The organism is Sinorhizobium medicae (assembly GCF_007827695.1).
Taxonomy (GTDB): domain Bacteria; phylum Pseudomonadota; class Alphaproteobacteria; order Rhizobiales; family Rhizobiaceae; genus Sinorhizobium; species Sinorhizobium medicae.
The window spans coordinates 285473-302930 of record NZ_VITA01000007.1; the positions used below are offsets into that span (position 1 = coordinate 285473).

Below are 17458 nucleotides of genomic sequence, written 5' to 3' on the forward strand. Positions count from 1 at the left end.
GTCCGGCTGAGGTCTCGCCGCCGGAGTGTTCCGGCGGTGGATTGACGCGGCCGCCAAAATGAATGGGCTTTGCCATTTCCTTGCCATATAGGCTAAATAGCGGGACGATACGAGGCAACAGCGGATTTTCGAGGTTTGGATTGTGGCGATAACAGGATTGTCGGTAGGTGACAGGCTAGGCAGGATGGGCACGCTTGCAGGCGCTTGCGCGATCTTTTTGGCTGCGGTGCTTCCCGCTTCTGCCAATCCGCGGCTCGTGATCGACGTCGATACGCTCAAGGTCTACGAGCATCAGGACATTTTCCAGAAGTGGTATCCGGCGTCGCTGACCAAGCTGATGACAGCCTATATCACGTTCAGAGCGATCAAGGCGGACCAACTGACGCTGGAGAGCCCGGTCGTGATGACGAAGAACGCCGCTTCCGAGGCGCCGAGCAAGATGTTCTACAAGCCTGGCCAGAAGATGACGCTCGACAGCGCATTGAAGATGATGCTGGTCAAGTCGGCAAACGACGTCGCCGTTGCGATCGCCGAGACGGTCGGCGGAACCGAGCAGGCCTTCATCGAGAGGATGAACGCCGAGGCCCGCCGCATCGGAATGACGTCGTCGCGGTTCATCAATCCCCACGGCCTTCCCGGCGAAGGGCAATATACGACGGCCCGGGACCTTGCGGTCCTCGCTGTCACGCTGAAGCGCGAATTCCCGCAATATGCCTCCTATTTCGCGCTGGAAGGCTTCACCACCGGGAAGAAGGATTATCCCAACTACAACATGCTGATCGGCCGTTTCGAGGGTGCCGACGGCATGAAGACGGGGTTCATCTGCGCTTCGGGGTTCAATCAGGTCTCCTCGGCGGTCCGCTCCGGACGCCGGGTGGTCTCGGTCGTGCTTGGCGAAGACAGTCTTGGAGCGCGCGCCGACGAGTCGGCCCGGCTCCTGCAGAAGGCATTGACGACGGTGGCCACGGACAAGCCTTCGCTTGCGGAGATTCCGCCTTACGGCGAGAGCCGCGAAGTCGTTGCCGACGTCAGCAGGGAGATCTGCTCCAAGCAGGCAGCGAAGGTGCGCAGCGAGGGCCGCGACGAAGCGGGCCGGCAGAAACTGCTTTCACCCTATATTCACGAGATCGACCGTCCGCTGAAACTTGCCTTCGCCGGGCTCATGCCGGGCAGCAACGACAAGATCGCAAAGGCCGGCAAGAATGCCACGGCGCAGGGCGACGCCGTCGAGATCGCTGACGTGCCGATTCCGGTCCCGCGCCCGAGCTTCTGAACGGAGTCTTTCATGAATGGTCCAATGCCGGTGGTGCCGGTCTCGATCCTCACCGGCTTTCTCGGCGCGGGCAAGACGACCCTTCTGAACCGGGTTCTCAAGGATCCGGCGCTTGCAGATACGGCCGTGATCATCAACGAGTTCGGCGACGTCTCGATCGACCACCTCCTCGTCGAGGCATCAAGTGACGGCGTCATCGAGCTTTCCGACGGCTGCCTGTGCTGCACCGTTCGCGGTGAGCTTGTCGATACGCTCGCCGATCTCATGGACCGGATGCAGACGGGCCGTATCAAGCCGTTGAAGCGCGTCGTCATCGAAACCACCGGGCTTGCCGATCCGGCGCCGGTGCTGCAGTCCGTCCTCGGCAATCCCGTCATTGCCCAGAACTTCCGTCTGGACGGCGTCGTCACCGTCGTCGATGCTGTCAACGGCGGGCAGACGATCGCCAATCATCCGGAGGCGCTGAAGCAGGTCGCCGTTGCCGACCGGCTGGTGATCAGCAAGACCGGGCTCGCGAAAGGCAGAGGGCTCGGAGGGCTTAAGGCGCGACTGAGGGATCTCAACCCGCGCGCGCCCGTCATCGACGGCGATACGGAGGAGGCGGGCCGGGCCGAACTCTTCGTCTGCGGCCTCTATGACGCCTCGACCAAGGTCGCCGATGTCGGCCGCTGGCTCCAGGACGAGGCCGACGCCGATCATGGCCATCACCACCACCACGGCGCTGGTCACGACCATGGGGGCGGGCACCACCATCACGACCATCACCACGACGTCAATCGCCATGGCTCGGACATCCGCTCCTTCAGTATCGTGCACGACCGGCCGATCGAGCCGATGGCGCTGGAGATGTTCATCGATCTTCTGCGATCGGCGCATGGCGAAAAGCTTCTCCGCATGAAGGCGATCGTTTCTGTCGCCGACAATCCCGAGCGGCCGGTGGTACTGCACGGCGTGCAGGCGGTCTTTCACGCTCCGGAGCGGCTTGCCGCCTGGCCTGACCCGGCCGATCGCCGCACGCGGATGGTGCTGATCACCAAAGGCCTGGAGGAAGCGTTCGTGCGTGACCTTTTCGACGCCTTCACTGGCAAGCCGCGCATCGATCGGCCGGACGCACAGGCGCTCGCCGACAATCCGCTGGCCGTACCGGGAATGACGTTCTGAGCCGCTGTCTTTCCGACCCATTCCCCTCCAGATCAGGGGCCATCGTCTGCGACGAGACGAACTGGAGCGCTAGGTCTTCTTGCGGATGAGAAAGCGATGCCCGCCTGAAACCGGCTCCGCCTTTTCCAGCCGGTGTCCGTCCTCGTTGCAGAAATGCGGGATGTCGACAACGGCCAGTGGATCGGTGGTTTCGATCTCGATGAGAGCGCCAGCCGTCATGTTTTCCATGCGCTTGCGTGTTTTCAAAACGGGAAGGGGGCATTTCAGCCCCCTCAGATCGTATCGCAATTTCGCCTCTTCGGGCATCAATTGCCCCAGATTTTCCAGAACGGGCGCTTCTTCGGCTGATCGATCGGGGCCTGATCAACCGCGGGCTGCTCGGCGGCCTGCGCCTGCGCATTCGCCGCAGGAGCAGCGGCCACCTGCGGCTTGTCTTGCGCCGGCGGGACTTCTTGTTGCCCGTTTGCGGCGGGTTGCGGCGGGGCCTGCGGCGCGGGAGAAGCGGCCGTCGGTGCCACGGGTGAGGCATTCGGCTCGTTCCGGGAGAAAAGACCCCATAGCGACTTACTCGCAGGCTCCGGCTGCACCGCTGCCTGCTCGACAGAGCGCTCAAGCGGGTTGGCCTGAGGTACCGGCAGACCCTTGCCTTCGCGGGCCGCCTTTTCCAGGGCTTCCTTCTGGATCAAGGCTGCCTGCTTGGCTTCCTCGGCCTCTTTCTGCTCCGCGATCTTCTTTTCGAGTTCGCTCACCTTGAGCAGCTTGCCGGCATCGAGCGAGCTGCCGGTCGGCGCGTAGGCAAGCTCGCGCCCCTTGCGCTGATCGGCGACAACAGCCTTGCGCTCGGCTTCGGTCGGTTCGTACCAGACCATGCCCTGGTATTTCTTCAACGCCTTCTCGTAGTCGCGCCGGAAGTCCTTGTCGTAGCTCGCCATAGCCATCTGCAGCGCCGGCGGTGTCGACATTGGCGGGCATTGGGCCGTCGCGTTGAACTGGCCCTCGGACTGCTGGTTGAAGACATATTTCCGCTCGCAGACATTCACTGCCGGCGGGCGCTTGGTCACTTCGAACTGGTCGTAGCCGACCTTCAGCATTTTCCAGAAATCGATGTTCGGATTGTCGCGGTGGCGCGCCATGTTCTCCGCCGTCATGCGGAAAGGGAAGGCCTGCAGCTGCACGCTTTCCTGACCACCTTTGAACGCATCGCGGGCGAGCGCGAAGATCTCGATGATCTGCTCGTCCGTCATCGAATAGCAGCCGGACGAGGAGCAGGCGCCATGGATCATCAGATGCGTACCGGTGCGACCGTTGGCCTTGTCATAGGTGTTCGGGTAGCCGGTATTGATGGCAAGATAATAGCTCGAATTGGGGTTGAGCTGACGCGGATAGAGCGGATAGAAGCCCTCCGGGGCCTGCCGGTCTCCCTCCTTCACCTTCGGCCCAAGCTTACCGGACCAGGCGCAGATCTTATAGCTTTTCAAAAGCTGGAAGCGGTTGGCCGTGTTCGCTTTCCAGACTTCCAGCGTACCTTCTTCCTTGAAAATGCGCAGCAGGATCGGGGATGTCTTCTGCATCCCCAGCTCTCGCATCTTGCTGACCATCTTGCCGGAGAGCTGGTACTCGGTCTTGTTCTTGACGGAGGACAGGTTTACGGAATCGAGCGTTTCGTTGGTGCAGCCCGCAAGAGCGGCTGCGACAGCGACGGTGAGGATAAGGTTCCTGAAACGCATCAGCAAAGCCCGTTCTAGCCACATTCCATCCGTGCACGCCTCTTCCAGGAAGGACAGGCGTCAACGAATCAGTACGTCATTATTCTTCACGAAATCTTAACCGTGCAGGCGCCCCCTGCGAATGGCCATCTCTCATGACCGCATGAATATGGCCAAGATTTGGCCATAGTCCAAATCCGGTTGTCGAACGCTCCCGATAATCGCGATGGTTCAGATCGGAACAAGCCAGATACGAGCGATAAGACGGAGCTTTTTCCCAGGGTTTTCAGAGATTACGGCCGATGTTCAGATATTTCTGCCGCCGGTCGGACCGCAATTCGTCGCCACTGCGTGCGGACAGCTCTTTGAGGGCATCGCCGATCACGGCTTCGGTGCGGCTGATGACCGCGTCCGGATCGCGATGGGCCCCGCCGATCGGCTCCGGAATTATTCCATCGATGACGCCGAGTGACTTCAAGTCTTCGGCGGTGATCTTCATGTTGCTCGCGGCCTCCTTGGCTCGCGTCGAGTCGCGCCAAAGGATCGAGGCAGCACCTTCCGGTGAGATCACGCTATAGATCGCATGTTCCAGCATGTAGACGCGGTTGCCTGTTGCAATGGCTATTGCGCCGCCTGAGCCGCCCTCTCCAATGACCACTGTGACGATCGGCACCTTGACGTTGAGGCACATTTCGGTCGAGCGCGCGATCGCTTCGGCCTGGCCGCGCTCCTCCGCGTTAACACCTGGATAGGCGCCCGCGGTATCGACCAGCGTGATCAGCGGCAGGCCGAAACGGTCGGCCATCTCCATGATCCGTGTTGCCTTGCGATAGCCTTCCGGTCGAGGGCTGCCGAAATTGTGCTTGATCCGCGACTTGGTGTCGTTGCCCTTCTCCTGACCGATGACGGCGACGGGCGCGCCGCGGAATCGGGCGAGCCCGGCCTGGATTGCATCGTCATTGGCAAAGTTCCGGTCGCCGGCCAGCGGGGTGAACTCGGTGAAGAGGCGTGACGCATAATCGAGGAAATGCGGACGCGAGGGGTGGCGTGCGACTTGAGTCTTCTGCCAGGGGGACAACTTGGAATAGATCTCAACCATCGCATCGCGGACGCGCCCTTCCAATCGGGCAATCTCGTCTGATGTGTTGACGCTCTCGTCTTCGCTGGCGAGTTTCTTCAGTTCGAGAATCTTGCCTTCGAGATCAGAGATGGGTTTTTCGAAGTCGAGATAATTGTGCATCAGATGCGTTTCCGATCATTTTTCGACAGGGGTCGCCCTGCCAATCCATTCCGTTAGGCGGACCTAATCCTGCTTTTTCGCCTGTTTGGCAAGGGGGTGATGGCTTTGCACGAGGTCGTGAAGCCGTTCTTCCAGCACATGCGTATAGATTTGTGTGGTGGAAATGTCCGAATGGCCGAGCAGTTCCTGCACGGCGCGAAGGTCGGCGCCGTTGGCGAGAAGATGGCTCGCGAAGGCGTGTCGCAGCACGTGCGGAGAGATCGCCGCGACGCGAATTCCGGCACGTGCGGCGAGGCTCTTGAGGTCGCGGGCGAAGACCTGCCGCGGCAGATACCCGTTCCTGCCATAGGAGGGGAACAACCAGGGGCTATCGGCGCCGTCGGCCTCTCTGTGCAGTGCTTGGCCATAGGCCCGCATAGCCCGGATCGCCGTCTGCGACAACGGTACGAGCCTTTCCTTGTTACCCTTGCCGCGAATTATGAGGAAACGCCCGTCTTGCGCAAGCACGCTCGCCGGCAGCGAAACGAGCTCGCTGACGCGCATGCCGGTCGCGTAGAGGAGTTCGATCAGTGCGTGCATGCGCAGCTTCGCGACGGCGTCCTCACCGCCCTTTTCTGCTTCCGTCTCCGCCTGGCCGATCAGCCTTGTGACGTCTTCGATGCTGAGCGTCTTGGGAAGCGCGCGGTTTTTCTTCGGCGCGTCAAGGATGCCGGTCGGCTCATCCGTGCGCAGCCCCTCCGCATAGAGAAACTTGTAGAATTGCCTGAGGGCCGACAGCCGCCGGGCTTGCGACGACGATTTGAAGCCCTCACCCGTGAGGTGGGAGAGATAGCTTCGGAGATCGTCGGCCGAGGCGTCGACAAGCCCCACGCCGCGCGAGCGCAGGAAAGAACGCGCGTCCCTGAGGTCCCGCTCATAGGATTGCAGCGTGTTCACGGCCGCTCCGCGCTCGGCGCTCATCATTTCCAGGAAGGCTTCGAGGTGTGCTCCCGACAGATCCGTCATTGCGGCTTGTTGATCCGTTCCGAGGGAATGCGCACCGTAACGTCCCGCTCAACCGGGTCGACGAAGGTGACGAGCGCCACCATCGAGCCATAGATCATGCCGGCCGCGACGGCGCAGATGAACAGGAAGCGGAAGAGGGTGGGCATTTCGGTCTCCTCTGCATGGCACCGGGACACCGGATCCGTTTCGCGGACGGGCCATGCAGCCGTTCGATGTGCTGCGGCACGTTCATGGACGAAGGCTGCAGCGGGTGCGTGAACTATATGAACGGCTCCGCCGGAGAGTTCAAGAAGACAAACCACGGCCCTGAATGCGCCAGCGATCGCTCGCCTTTGCCGGATTTCGCATAGCACCAGCTCTGCCGGTCGTGAGACCATGTCCCATTGATCGTCCGAGGTGGCCCCCAACGCCTGCGACTTGACGCTCCACCCCGATTTGTCGATACCGGGGGGGAATGGGGAAATTGAAGTGCAATGAACGATGTGACCGAACCGGTTTCCGCGACGCTGGTCGAAAGGGCCAAGCGCGCCCTCGGTAAGCGCAATCTCGTTTTCATAGGCCTCATGGGGGCAGGTAAATCGGCAATCGGGCGTCTGACCGCGCAGGCGCTTGGCGTCCCCTTCGTCGATTCCGACCACGAGATAGCGCGCGTCTCGCGCATGACGATCAGCGATCTCTTCGCGACCTACGGCGAGGAAGAATTCCGGGCGCTCGAGGCTCGCGTGCTGAAGCGCCTGCTCAGGTCGGGTCCTCGGGTGGTGTCGACCGGCGGCGGCGCCTATATCAACGAACGCTCGCGGCGGCATATCAAAAGGGGCGGCCTGACGGTCTGGCTCAATGCCGAGCTCGACGTTCTCTGGGAGCGGGTGAACAAACGCGACACCCGGCCGCTTCTGAAGACCGAGAACCCGAAGCAGACGCTCGAAAACCTGATGCGCGCGCGCTATCCGATCTATGCCGAGGCGGATCTGACGGTCCTTTCGCGCGATGTGAAAAAAGAAGCGATGGTCGAGGAGGTTCTCGCCGCCATCGCCGATCACCAGAAAGCATGAAACCCATGACCAGCGATGTGATGCCAGCCGCCGAGCGTAAGGTCCGCGTCGATCTTGCGGAGCGTTCCTACGATATCCTCATCGGCCCCGGCCTGATCGCCGCCGCGGGCGGGGAGATCGCCTCGCGGCTCAAGGGCCGGAAGATGGCGGTCATCACCGACGAGAATGTTGCGCCGCGCTATCTCGAACCGTTGATGGCGAGCCTTGCGGGAAGCGGCATGGATCCGGTCTCCCTGATTCTGCCGGCGGGTGAGAAGACCAAGAGCTTCGAGCACCTGATCCCGGTTTGCGAAGCGGTCCTGGGTGCCAGAATAGAGCGTAACGACGCGGTGATCGCGCTCGGTGGCGGCGTGATCGGCGATCTCACCGGCTTCGCCGCTGGTATCGTCCGCCGCGGCTCTCGCTTCATCCAGATCCCGACATCGCTGCTGGCGCAGGTCGATTCCTCCGTCGGCGGCAAGACCGGCATCAATTCGCCGCACGGCAAAAACCTGATCGGCGTTTTCCACCAGCCGGACCTCGTTCTCGCCGACACCGCCGCGCTCGACACGCTCAGCCCGCGCGAATTCCGTGCAGGCTATGCCGAGGTCGTGAAATACGGCCTGATCGACAAGCCGGATTTCTTCGAATGGCTTGAGCAGAACTGGCAGGCCGTGTTTGCCGGCGGACCCGCCCGGATCGAGGCGATCGCCGTCAGCTGCCAGGCGAAAGCCGACGTCGTCGCCGCGGATGAGCGCGAAAACGGGCTGCGTGCGCTGCTCAATCTCGGCCACACCTTCGGTCATGCCCTGGAAGCCGCCACCGGATACGACAGCAAACGGCTGGTGCACGGGGAGGGCGTTGCGATCGGTATGGTTCTGGCGCACGAGTTCTCGGCCCGGATGAACATTGCGAGTCCCGACGATGCGCGGCGCGTGGAAATGCATCTGAAGACGGTCGGCCTCCCGACACGCATGGCCGACATTCCCGGTATGTTGCCGCCCGCCGATCGACTGCTGGAGGCGATCGCCCAGGACAAGAAGGTAAAGGGAGGCAAGTTCACCTTCATTCTCACCAGGGGCATCGGACAGTCCTTCATCGCGGATGACGTGCCCTCCTCGGAGGTCCTAAGCTTTCTTGAGGAAAGGATCCCGCGATGACCGATGTTATCCTTGCCTTTCTGGCCGACTACTGGCTGTCGCTGCTTTCCGTTATCTGCCTTCTCGTCATTTCGGCGTTTTTTTCCGGTTCGGAGACCGCACTGACCGCGGCTTCGCGCTCGCGCATGCACACGCTGGAAAACAACGGTGACGAGCGTGCCGGTATCGTCAACAATTTGATCGAGCGGCGCGACCGTCTGATCGGGACGCTGCTCATCGGCAATAATCTCGTCAACATTCTCGCTTCGTCGTTGACGACGAGCCTTCTGATCGGCCTCTTCGGCGATTCCGGCGTGGCGATCGCCACCGTCGCCATGACGGTCCTGCTCGTCATCTTCTCCGAGGTGCTGCCAAAAAGCTGGGCGATCGCATCGCCGGATCGGTTCGCGCTGGCGGTTGCGCCTCTGGTCCGTCCCTTCGTTGTCGTCGTCGGACCGATATCCTCCCTCGTCAACGCGATCGTTCGCCGCATCCTGCACCTCTTCGGCGTCAACCTTTCATCCGACCTGCCGATGCTGTCGGCGCATGAAGAACTGCGCGGTGCCGTCAACCTGCTTCATCGGGAGGGATCGGTCATCAAGGCGGACCGCGACCGGCTGGGCGGAGTGCTCGATCTCGGCGAACTCGAGGTTTCCGACATCATGATCCATCGCACCTCCATGCGGGCGATCAACGCGGATGATCCGCCCGAGACCTGCGTGCGCGAAATCCTCGAAAGTCCGTTTACGCGCCTGCCATTGTGGCGCGGATCCGCCGACAACATCATCGGCGTCGTCCATTCCAAAGATCTGCTCCGGGCGCTGGCCGAACCGAATGTGGAACCTGAGACGCTCGATATCGTCAAGATCGCGCAAAAGCCGTGGTTCGTTCCGGACTCGACCAATCTCAAGGACCAGCTCAATGCGTTCCTTCGCCGCAAGCTGCATCTTGCCATCGTCGTCGACGAATATGGTCAGGTGCAGGGGCTTGTCACGCTGGAGGATATTCTCGAGGAGATTGTCGGCGACATTGCCGACGAGCACGACATCGACATTCAAGGCGTGCGTCAGGAAGCCGACGGATCGATCGTGGTCGATGGTTCCGTGCCGATCCGCGATCTCAATCGCGCGCTCGATTGGTCATTGCCGGACGAAGAGGCGACGACGGTTGCCGGCCTCGTGATCCATGAATCCAAGAGCATTCCGGAAGAGCGGCAGGCTTTCACGTTCTACGGCAAGCGCTTCACCGTGATGAAGCGGGTTAAAAACCGGATCACCAAATTGCGAATCCGCGCCGCCGAGGACGAGGGGCAGGTCGGTTAGCTTGCCAGCGCGTTGGTTCACTCACCAGCGCGTCGGCTCGCCGGGCGCAGCCGGTTCCACTGCCAGGGCATGAAGACCGGCATCGAGTTCCGGTTTCAACAGGTCGTTGATGGCGCGGTGGCGCGCCACACGACTCATGCCGGCGAAGGCGCTCGCAACGATGCGGATGCGCATATGCGTCTCGCCGCCGCCGTCGAACCCCGGCTGATGCCCGGCATGCTGATGACTCTCATTGATCACCATCAGCCGCTCGGGATGGAAGGCTTCCGTAAGCTTGTCTTCGATATGGCGTCGCAGCGACATATTTTCAGCCCCATCTTCCTGTTTTGCTGCACGGGATAGAACGGGACGGCGGCGCTACCCCAAACGATGCAAAATGCCCGCACAAAGCCAGCAACATTCCGCTTTGTCAATTCTTGTTGTGGCCCTCTGCAAACCCCATAATGTGCGTCATGAAGCTCGATTCTAAATATTTCGACCGCATCCGGACGCGCCCCCGGGGCCAAGCGCGCGTGGAGCCGTCTGCGCCGCTATGCCAGTGGGATGGATGCGACGAGACGGCAGTCCATCGGGCGCCCGTGGGACGCAATGCCGAGGGCGAGTATTTCATGTTCTGTTTCGAGCATGTGAAGGCATACAACAAAGGCTATAATTATTTCTCCGGCCTTTCGGACACCGAGATCGCCCGCTACCAGAAGGAAGCGGTCACCGGACACCGTCCGACCTGGACGGTGGGCGTCAACAAGAATGCGCGTAACGCTCCGACACAGTCGCAGACGCGCTCCGGCACGGCCGGCGCGCAGGCGCGCATGCGCGATCCCTTCGGCTTTTTCAACGAGGCACGGGCCCGCCAGGCACGGCACGAGCCGCGCATGCGGAAGTTGAAGACGCTCGAGGCCAAGGCTTTCGAGACGCTGGGGCTTGCAGCCTCGGCGACCTCGGCCGACATAAAGGCGGCCTATAAGGAGCTCGTGAAGAAGCACCATCCCGACGCGAATGGCGGAGACAGGGGATCGGAAGACCGCTTTCGGGCGGTGATTCAAGCCTATCAATTGTTAAAACAGGCTGGTTTCTGCTAACAACGCGGATTATGACAGAAGCACAGTTTGCAGGCGAATGCGCGGGTGCCGTCCGGCGGCCGCTCTGGAGTTATGATGAGCAAGATTGACCTCGACATTTCCAACCTTCCCGACACGACCGTCTCGGTCCGGGAGGTTTTCGGCATCGACACCGATTTGCGCGTTCCGGCCTATTCGAAGGGCGATGCGTATGTACCCGATATCGATCAGGACTATCTCTTCGACCGTGATACGACGCTCGCCATTCTTGCCGGCTTCGCCCACAACCGGCGCGTGATGGTCTCGGGCTACCATGGCACCGGTAAATCGACCCATATCGAGCAGGTAGCGGCGCGTCTCAACTGGCCATGCGTGCGCGTCAATCTCGACAGTCATGTGAGCCGCATCGATCTCGTCGGAAAGGACGCCATCGTCGTCAAGGACGGGCTTCAGGTCACCGAGTTCAAGGACGGGATACTGCCCTGGGCCTATCAACACAATGTCGCGCTCGTCTTCGACGAATATGATGCCGGCCGCCCGGACGTGATGTTCGTCATTCAGCGCGTGCTCGAGGCCTCCGGCCGCCTGACGCTGCTCGACCAGAGCCGCGTCATCCGTCCGCATCCGGCCTTCCGTCTGTTTGCGACCGCCAATACCGTCGGCCTCGGCGACACGACCGGTCTCTATCACGGTACCCAGCAGATCAACCAGGCCCAGATGGACCGCTGGTCGATCGTGACGACGCTCAACTATTTGCCGCACGACAAGGAAGTCGACATCGTTGCCGCCAAGGTCAAGGGTTTCACTGCCGACAAGGGGCGCGAGACCGTGTCGAAGATGGTTCGTGTGGCCGACCTGACGCGTGCCGCCTTCATCAATGGCGACCTGTCGACGGTCATGAGCCCTCGTACCGTCATCACCTGGGCCGAAAATGCCTATATCTTCGGCGACATCGCCTTCGCCTTCCGCGTGACGTTCCTCAACAAGTGCGACGAACTGGAGCGGGCGCTGGTCGCCGAGCATTATCAGCGCGCTTTCGGCGTCGAACTCAAGGAGAGCGCTGCCAATATCGTGCTGGAAGCGACCGCCTGAGCCTTCAAGCGCCGGTTTCCGTGAGAAGCCGGACTGCTTCCCTGGAGCGGGAGGGATTGTTTTTTATGCAGATTCCGCTCCTATCATTATAGTCGATGTGCTCGGATAGCGTCCGAATCCGGCTGGAGAAGGAATTGCAGTGAGTTCGAATTCCAAGGCGAAACCGAATACGAGGGAAAACGCCGCCGAACCGTTCAAGCGGGCGCTCTCCGGCTGCGTCAGGTCCATCGCCGGCGATGCGGAGCTTGAGGTCGCTTTTGCCAATGAGCGGCCGGGAATGACAGCCGAGCGCATTCGGCTGCCGGAACTCTCCAAACGCCCGACCCGTCAGGAGCTGGCAGTGGCGCGGGGCCTTGGCGATTCCATGGCGCTGCGCAAGGCCTGCCACGATGCTCGAGTCCATGCGACGATGTCGCCGCAGGGGGCGGACGCCCGAGCGATCTTCGATGCGGTCGAGCAGGCGCGCGTCGAGGCGATCGGCGCTCTCAGGATGCCGGGTGTGGCCGACAATCTCTCCTCCATGCTCCAGGAGAAATACGCCAAGGCGAATTTCTCGGCAATCAATGCCCAGGCGGATGCGCCGCTCGAGGAGGCGGTGGCGCTGCTCGTGCGCGAGAAGCTGACCGGCGAGAAGCCGCCGGAATCGGCCGGCCAGGTCCTCGACCTCTGGCGTGAGTTCATTGAGCAGAAGGCCGGCAGCGACATGCGCAACCTTGCCGGTACGGTCAACGATCAGCAGGCTTTTGCCCGCGTCGTGCGCGACATGCTGTCTTCGATGGACGTTGCCGAGAAATACGGCGACGACGATAGCGAGCCGGACGAACAGGAGAGCGAGACCGACGAGGACCAGCCGCGCAGTCAGGAGCAGGACGAAAACGCCAGCGACGAAGAGCAGGGCTCCGATGCCGCCCCTGCCGAGGAAAACCAGTCTGCCGAGGAGCAGATGGAAGATGGCGAAATGGACGGCGCGGAAATTTCCGACGACGACCTTCAGGACGAAGGCGACGAGGACAGCGAAACGCCGGGCGAGGTCAAGCGGCCGAACCATCCCTTCGCGGATTTCAACGAGAAGGTGGATTATTCCGTCTATACCCGGGATTTCGACGAAACGATTGCCTCGGAAGAGCTCTGCGACGAGGCGGAGCTCGACAGGCTGCGCGCTTTTCTCGACAAGCAGCTCGCCCATCTGCAGGGTGCAGTGGGGCGCCTCGCCAATCGCCTGCAGCGCCGCCTGATGGCGCAGCAGAACCGGTCCTGGGAGTTCGATCTCGAGGAGGGGTATCTCGACACGGCCCGGCTGCAGCGCATCATCATCGATCCTATGCAGCCGCTTTCCTTCAAGAGGGAGAAGGATACCAATTTCCGCGACACGGTCGTCACGCTGCTGATAGACAATTCCGGCTCCATGCGCGGGCGTCCGATCACGGTAGCAGCCACCTGCGCCGACATTCTTGCGCGAACGCTCGAGCGTTGCGGCGTGAAGGTCGAAATCCTCGGATTCACGACAAAGGCCTGGAAGGGCGGACAGTCGCGCGAGAAATGGCTTGCCGGCGGCAAGCCCCAGTCGCCGGGCCGCCTCAACGACCTCAGGCACATCATCTATAAGTCCGCTGACGCGCCATGGCGCCGCGCACGGCGCAATCTCGGTCTGATGATGCGCGAGGGACTGCTCAAGGAGAACATCGACGGCGAGGCGCTGATGTGGGCGCATGACCGGCTCCTGGCACGGTCCGAGCAAAGACGCATTCTCATGATGATCTCGGATGGCGCGCCGGTCGACGATTCGACCCTTTCGGTGAACCCCGGAAATTACCTCGAACGCCATCTGCGCGCCGTTATCGAGCAGATCGAAACGCGCTCTCCGGTCGAGTTGCTTGCGATCGGCATCGGGCACGACGTCACACGCTATTATCGCCGCGCCGTGACGATCGTCGATGCGGACGAACTCGCGGGAGCGATGACGGAGCAGCTTGCAGCCCTCTTCGAGGACGAGAGTACGCGCCGCCGCCCGGGCGGGGCGCGTCGAGCCGGTTAATCAAGCCGGCCGCGCCGGATTCCCCCTCGACGGGTGCCGCTCCGGTCCGGCAGCGGCTGCCCCGCGTAAGGTCATTGCTCAGATGTTCTGCCGACATTTCGCCGTGTTATTCATGCTGATCTCGGCCGCGGCCGCGCGCGCGGAGCCGGCGCGCGAGATCGTTCCGGTCAAGAGCCGGCAAATATCGCAATTCAGGGTCGGGTCCAACGAGAGGCTGTTCGGCGCCCTCGAGTTCATCGGCGGCATCGAGATGACGTCGGCCAATCCATTGTTCGGCGCGCTCTCGGCAATCCGATTCCTGCCCGACGGTCAATCCTTCGTCGCAGTCATGGATACGGGTCACTGGGTCAAGGGAGCCGTCATCCGCGACGATGCCGGCGGGCTCGAGGGGCTAACCGATCTGACGGTCACATCGATAACCGATGCGAACGGCGAAGCCCAGCTCGAGAAATGGCGGGTCGATTCCGAGGGGCTGGCTTTGCGAGAGGGGCAGGCGATCGTCAGCTTCGAGCAGTCGCCGCGCATCGAGGTCTATCCCTATCCGGGGTTTGCCGAAGCGAAGCCGGTCGGCCAGATGGCTCTGCCGTTTCCTGTTGAGGAATTGCGCAGCAATGGCGGCATCGAGACCATTGCGATAGCGCCGAAGGACGGCGCTTTGCGCGGCGCCGCCGTGATCGTATCCGAGCGCAGTGTCGACAGGTCTGACAATCTCTTCGCGGGGATACTGGAGGGGCCGATGAAGGGCGCCTTCGCGGTCGTGCGTGCGGATCCCTATGCCGTGACTGACGGGGCTTTCCTGCCGGACGGCGACCTGCTCCTCCTCGAACGCCGTTTCAATTTCGCCTCGGGTCTCGGCATGCGCATCCGCCGTATCGCTGGAGCCGACATCCGTCCGGGCGCAGTCGTCGACGGTGACGTGATGCTCGAGGCCGATATGGGCTATCAGATCGACAATATGGAAGCGCTCGACGTCATCGCCCTGCCTGATGGCGAGATCCGGATTGTCGTCGTTTCCGACGATAACCACTCCATTCTCGAGCGGAACCTGATGCTCGAATTCCGGCTCGTCAAATGAAACGGGGCCGGATGGCCCGTAAAGACGCTTTTCAGTCGACGTTCTTTCAGGCCGTGGCCTTTGCTGCGGGCATGGGTTTAACGACGCTCATCAGCGCGCCATAGGGAAGCAGCAGGACGATACCGCAGACAATCTTGACCGCGAGATCGCCAAGCGCCCAGGAGATCCAGCGCGGTGCATCGACGCTGAGCAGACCCAGCACCGGAGCGGCTTCCAGCGCGAAACCGTCATTCGGACCGAAGAAGACGAAGAACGGCGCAAAGGCGAAGGAAAAGAACATCGCCGTGTCGAGGCCCGAGCCGATGAGCGAACCCGCGAGCGGCGCATGCCACCAGGTCTGGCGCCGAAGCCTGTTGAAGATAGAGATGTCCAGGAGCTGCCCAAGCAGAAAAGCCGAACCGGAGGCGATGGCGATACGCGGCGTTGCAGCAAGGACGGAGAGCAGGACGGCGACCGCGAAGCCGGCTACAACGACGCGTCGCGCGATCCTGGGTCCGAACTGGCGATTCGTCAGGTCGGTGACGAGGAATGCGAAGGGATAACTGAAGGCGCCCCAGGTCAGGAGATCGCCCAGTTGCATGCCGGCGATGGAGCCGGGGAGCGGATATTGAACGAGGAAGTTCGATGCCACGACCACCAGGGTCATCAGCGCCACATAGAGGTAGAACATACGGTTGATCAGCATTTTTTTATCCTGGGTTATGCCACCAGTTGAGGGATACGCAGGCAGTGCTTGCGCGGCGATTTGACGACACGAGAAAAAGGCTCGCCGGGCGAACCCGCAAGCCTCTTCATGGTCTACTCAGACGTACCGGCGCTATCAGGCGGCTTCGGCAGCCTTCTTGACGATCTGACGACGCAGCAGGCGAGCGCGCATGCTGAGTTCGGTCTCGTCGGCCTTCAGCAGGAAGGCGTCGAGGCCGCCGCGGTGTTCGACCGAGCGGAGAGCCGCAGCGGAAACGCGCAGGCGGAAGCGCTGGCCGAGAGCATCGGAAATCAGCGTGACGTTGCACAGGTTCGGGAGGAACTTGCGCTTGGTCTTGTTGTTGGCATGGCTGACATTGTTGCCCGACTGGACGCCCTTGCCGGTCAATTCGCAACTACGGGACATGGTACACCTATTCTCTTATCGCCGCCGGACAATGCGGTAGCGGGCCTAGAGCCCAGGCCGCGTTCCTGTTGGCCATTATTGGAAAGTCGCGGTTCTATAGTCACAGGTGGCTCGCCAGTCAAGTCAATCCTTCGCATTCCCTGGCGAATGCGGCAGTTTCGGCTGTCTTTCCGTGTCTAGCACGGCCGTTCGGGTACGCCAGGCGCATTCCAAGAGTGCGGCCGATAGGCTATCTTTTCCATGAGGACTGCGCCAGATTTCCGGCGGGCGCAGAAATGCCGCAAACCGCCCGCATCTCAGGTGTTTGCGGCATAAATACGCTATCGTCGGAAACGTCGAGTCGCTGCAACACTGTGAACTGCTGCATGGATCCGTTTCGAGCCATTCCGGTATCGGGGACCATGCACGAGAGAATGGGGCTTTCGGGCATGAAGTTGTGCATTGGATTTCGCGCGCCGGCACTCCTGGCCGCCATGATGTTTTCCACAGCTCCGCTCGCTGCGGAGGTGTCGCATCAGACGGATTACAGTATCAGGCTTGCCGGCCTGCCTCTGGCGCGCGCATCGTTCCACACCGAGGTCGAAAAGAATCGCTACACGATCTCCGGAACGCTGAATTCCTCAGGGCTCGCGGATATCATCAGCCACACGACCGGGCAGACTCGCGTCTCGGGGGTGATCGACCGAGATCATCTACGGGCCAGCGAATATTCCATGTCCTATCGTAGTGGGCGGAAGGGCCGGGCCATCAATGTGAGTTTTCGCAACGGCAATGTCGTGCGATCAAGCATGGTCCCGAAGCGTAGCCCTTTGCCAAAGAACTGGGTGCCGGTCACCAGCCGGGATATGCGAAACGTGCTGGATCCGCTCTCGGGCCTGATCATCCCGGCCAAGGCCCGGGTCTGCCCCAACACCCTGCCGATCTTCGATGGCGAATCGCGACTCGACATAAGGCTTTCGCCGAAGGGGACTAGAAACTTCAAAACGAGGGGATTCGAGGGGGAGGTCATCGTCTGCGGCATCCGCTTCGTGCCGAAGGCCGGATATCGTAAAGGACGCGAGGACGTCGAATATCTGCGCCGCCTGGGAACCATGGAGATCTGGTATGCGAAAGCGAACGGCGTAGACGTCTATGCGCCGGTCTATGCGCGCATACCGACGAAGATTGGCCCTGTCACGGTGTCGGCGACGCGATTCGGCGATTGAGGCCC

The 17458-nt window shown here is 61.6% G+C and carries 18 protein-coding genes; 10 read left to right on the forward strand and 8 right to left on the reverse strand.

What is annotated here, in order from left to right:
* Positions 1-184 precede the first annotated feature (184 nt).
* Both FB009_RS14965 and FB009_RS14970 read left to right on the forward strand, forming a co-directional pair.
* Positions 185-1273, forward strand: coding sequence for a D-alanyl-D-alanine carboxypeptidase family protein (locus FB009_RS14965; RefSeq protein ID WP_145161653.1), 1089 nt, complete (start codon positions 185-187; stop codon positions 1271-1273).
* A gap of 12 nt (positions 1274-1285) precedes the next feature.
* Positions 1286-2434, forward strand: a complete 1149-nt coding sequence (locus FB009_RS14970) for a CobW family GTP-binding protein (RefSeq protein WP_012066792.1) — start codon at positions 1286-1288, stop codon at positions 2432-2434.
* A 69-nt stretch (positions 2435-2503) separates the two neighbouring features.
* On the opposite strand, the gene FB009_RS14975 is transcribed toward FB009_RS14970, so the two are convergent.
* The 5 genes from FB009_RS14975 to FB009_RS14995 all read right to left on the reverse strand — a co-directional run bounded on the left by FB009_RS14975 (position 2504) and on the right by FB009_RS14995 (position 6531).
* Entirely contained in the window at positions 2504-2740 is a 237-nt protein-coding gene (locus tag FB009_RS14975; protein WP_012066791.1) for a sulfurtransferase TusA family protein, read from the reverse strand.
* Positions 2740-4161, reverse strand: coding sequence for a L,D-transpeptidase family protein (locus FB009_RS14980; protein WP_026160936.1), 1422 nt, complete (start codon positions 4159-4161; stop codon positions 2740-2742). Before FB009_RS14980 ends, FB009_RS14975 begins: the two co-directional genes overlap by 1 nt.
* A 265-nt stretch (positions 4162-4426) precedes the next feature.
* A complete protein-coding gene (locus FB009_RS14985) occupies positions 4427-5380 on the reverse strand; it encodes an acetyl-CoA carboxylase carboxyltransferase subunit alpha (RefSeq protein ID WP_018011281.1) in 954 nt (317 codons plus the stop codon).
* A 63-nt stretch (positions 5381-5443) separates the two neighbouring features.
* Positions 5444-6385: a site-specific tyrosine recombinase XerD gene (xerD, locus tag FB009_RS14990; RefSeq protein WP_012066788.1), complete on the reverse strand. Its 942-nt coding sequence runs from the start codon at positions 6383-6385 to the stop codon at positions 5444-5446.
* Entirely contained in the window at positions 6382-6531 is a 150-nt protein-coding gene (locus FB009_RS14995; protein WP_012066787.1) for a hypothetical protein, read from the reverse strand. Before FB009_RS14995 ends, xerD begins: the two co-directional genes overlap by 4 nt.
* 327 nt (positions 6532-6858) lie before the next feature.
* Between FB009_RS14995 and FB009_RS15005 the strand changes: the two genes are divergently transcribed.
* Genes FB009_RS15005 through FB009_RS15015 form a run of 3 tightly spaced genes read left to right on the forward strand, consistent with a single transcriptional unit; the run spans position 6859 to position 9877 of the window.
* Positions 6859-7437 (forward strand): shikimate kinase, encoded by a 579-nt coding sequence (locus FB009_RS15005; RefSeq protein WP_145161656.1) that lies wholly within the window; start codon positions 6859-6861, stop codon positions 7435-7437.
* A 5-nt stretch (positions 7438-7442) separates the two neighbouring features.
* Entirely contained in the window at positions 7443-8576 is a 1134-nt protein-coding gene (gene aroB / locus FB009_RS15010; protein WP_028054226.1) for a 3-dehydroquinate synthase, read from the forward strand.
* Entirely contained in the window at positions 8573-9877 is a 1305-nt protein-coding gene (locus FB009_RS15015; RefSeq protein WP_012066784.1) for an HlyC/CorC family transporter, read from the forward strand. Before aroB ends, FB009_RS15015 begins: the two co-directional genes overlap by 4 nt.
* A 21-nt stretch (positions 9878-9898) precedes the next feature.
* Here the strand turns inward: FB009_RS15015 and FB009_RS15020 are convergent, their stop codons facing one another.
* Positions 9899-10180 (reverse strand): BolA family protein, encoded by a 282-nt coding sequence (locus tag FB009_RS15020; protein ID WP_012066783.1) that lies wholly within the window; start codon positions 10178-10180, stop codon positions 9899-9901.
* Between the two features lie 140 nt (positions 10181-10320).
* Between FB009_RS15020 and FB009_RS15025 the strand changes: the two genes are divergently transcribed.
* The 4 genes from FB009_RS15025 to FB009_RS15040 all read left to right on the forward strand — a co-directional run bounded on the left by FB009_RS15025 (position 10321) and on the right by FB009_RS15040 (position 15137).
* Positions 10321-10956 carry a J domain-containing protein gene (locus FB009_RS15025; RefSeq protein WP_012066782.1) on the forward strand — a complete coding sequence of 212 codons (636 nt, stop codon included), beginning with the start codon at positions 10321-10323 and terminating at the stop codon, positions 10954-10956.
* A 75-nt stretch (positions 10957-11031) separates the two neighbouring features.
* Positions 11032-12027, forward strand: coding sequence for a cobaltochelatase subunit CobS (gene cobS / locus FB009_RS15030; protein ID WP_012066781.1), 996 nt, complete (start codon positions 11032-11034; stop codon positions 12025-12027).
* A 139-nt stretch (positions 12028-12166) separates the two neighbouring features.
* Positions 12167-14062 carry a cobaltochelatase subunit CobT gene (cobT, locus tag FB009_RS15035; protein ID WP_012066780.1) on the forward strand — a complete coding sequence of 632 codons (1896 nt, stop codon included), beginning with the start codon at positions 12167-12169 and terminating at the stop codon, positions 14060-14062.
* 82 nt (positions 14063-14144) lie between these two features.
* Positions 14145-15137, forward strand: a complete 993-nt coding sequence (locus tag FB009_RS15040) for an esterase-like activity of phytase family protein (protein ID WP_012066779.1) — start codon at positions 14145-14147, stop codon at positions 15135-15137.
* Positions 15138-15183: 46 nt separating this feature from the next.
* Here FB009_RS15040 and FB009_RS15045 read toward each other — a convergent pair whose 3' ends face one another.
* Together FB009_RS15045 and rpmB are read right to left on the reverse strand one after the other, a co-directional pair.
* Complete coding sequence (locus tag FB009_RS15045) at positions 15184-15822, reverse strand: VUT family protein (protein ID WP_012066778.1); 639 nt, start codon at positions 15820-15822, stop codon at positions 15184-15186.
* A gap of 135 nt (positions 15823-15957) precedes the next feature.
* Positions 15958-16248, reverse strand: coding sequence for a 50S ribosomal protein L28 (rpmB, locus tag FB009_RS15050; protein ID WP_012066777.1), 291 nt, complete (start codon positions 16246-16248; stop codon positions 15958-15960).
* A 413-nt stretch (positions 16249-16661) separates the two neighbouring features.
* Between rpmB and FB009_RS15055 the strand changes: the two genes are divergently transcribed.
* A complete protein-coding gene (locus tag FB009_RS15055) occupies positions 16662-17453 on the forward strand; it encodes a DUF3108 domain-containing protein (protein ID WP_018011273.1) in 792 nt (263 codons plus the stop codon).
* Positions 17454-17458: the final 5 nt, after the last annotated feature.

Coding starts and splice junctions, on each gene's coding strand:
- FB009_RS14965 (WP_145161653.1), top strand. CDS start 185: ATGGGCACGCTTGCAGGCGCTTGCGCGATCTTTTTGGCTGCGGTGCTT.
- FB009_RS14970 (WP_012066792.1), top strand. CDS start 1,286: ATGAATGGTCCAATGCCGGTGGTGCCGGTCTCGATCCTCACCGGCTTT.
- FB009_RS14975 (WP_012066791.1), bottom strand. CDS start 2,740: ATGCCCGAAGAGGCGAAATTGCGATACGATCTGAGGGGGCTGAAATGC.
- FB009_RS14980 (WP_026160936.1), bottom strand. CDS start 4,161: ATGCGTTTCAGGAACCTTATCCTCACCGTCGCTGTCGCAGCCGCTCTT.
- FB009_RS14985 (WP_018011281.1), bottom strand. CDS start 5,380: ATGCACAATTATCTCGACTTCGAAAAACCCATCTCTGATCTCGAAGGC.
- xerD (WP_012066788.1), bottom strand. CDS start 6,385: ATGACGGATCTGTCGGGAGCACACCTCGAAGCCTTCCTGGAAATGATG.
- FB009_RS14995 (WP_012066787.1), bottom strand. CDS start 6,531: ATGCCCACCCTCTTCCGCTTCCTGTTCATCTGCGCCGTCGCGGCCGGC.
- FB009_RS15005 (WP_145161656.1), top strand. CDS start 6,859: ATGAACGATGTGACCGAACCGGTTTCCGCGACGCTGGTCGAAAGGGCC.
- aroB (WP_028054226.1), top strand. CDS start 7,443: ATGACCAGCGATGTGATGCCAGCCGCCGAGCGTAAGGTCCGCGTCGAT.
- FB009_RS15015 (WP_012066784.1), top strand. CDS start 8,573: ATGACCGATGTTATCCTTGCCTTTCTGGCCGACTACTGGCTGTCGCTG.
- FB009_RS15020 (WP_012066783.1), bottom strand. CDS start 10,180: ATGTCGCTGCGACGCCATATCGAAGACAAGCTTACGGAAGCCTTCCAT.
- FB009_RS15025 (WP_012066782.1), top strand. CDS start 10,321: ATGTGCGTCATGAAGCTCGATTCTAAATATTTCGACCGCATCCGGACG.
- cobS (WP_012066781.1), top strand. CDS start 11,032: ATGAGCAAGATTGACCTCGACATTTCCAACCTTCCCGACACGACCGTC.
- FB009_RS15040 (WP_012066779.1), top strand. CDS start 14,145: ATGTTCTGCCGACATTTCGCCGTGTTATTCATGCTGATCTCGGCCGCG.
- FB009_RS15045 (WP_012066778.1), bottom strand. CDS start 15,822: ATGCTGATCAACCGTATGTTCTACCTCTATGTGGCGCTGATGACCCTG.
- rpmB (WP_012066777.1), bottom strand. CDS start 16,248: ATGTCCCGTAGTTGCGAATTGACCGGCAAGGGCGTCCAGTCGGGCAAC.
- FB009_RS15055 (WP_018011273.1), top strand. CDS start 16,662: ATGGGGCTTTCGGGCATGAAGTTGTGCATTGGATTTCGCGCGCCGGCA.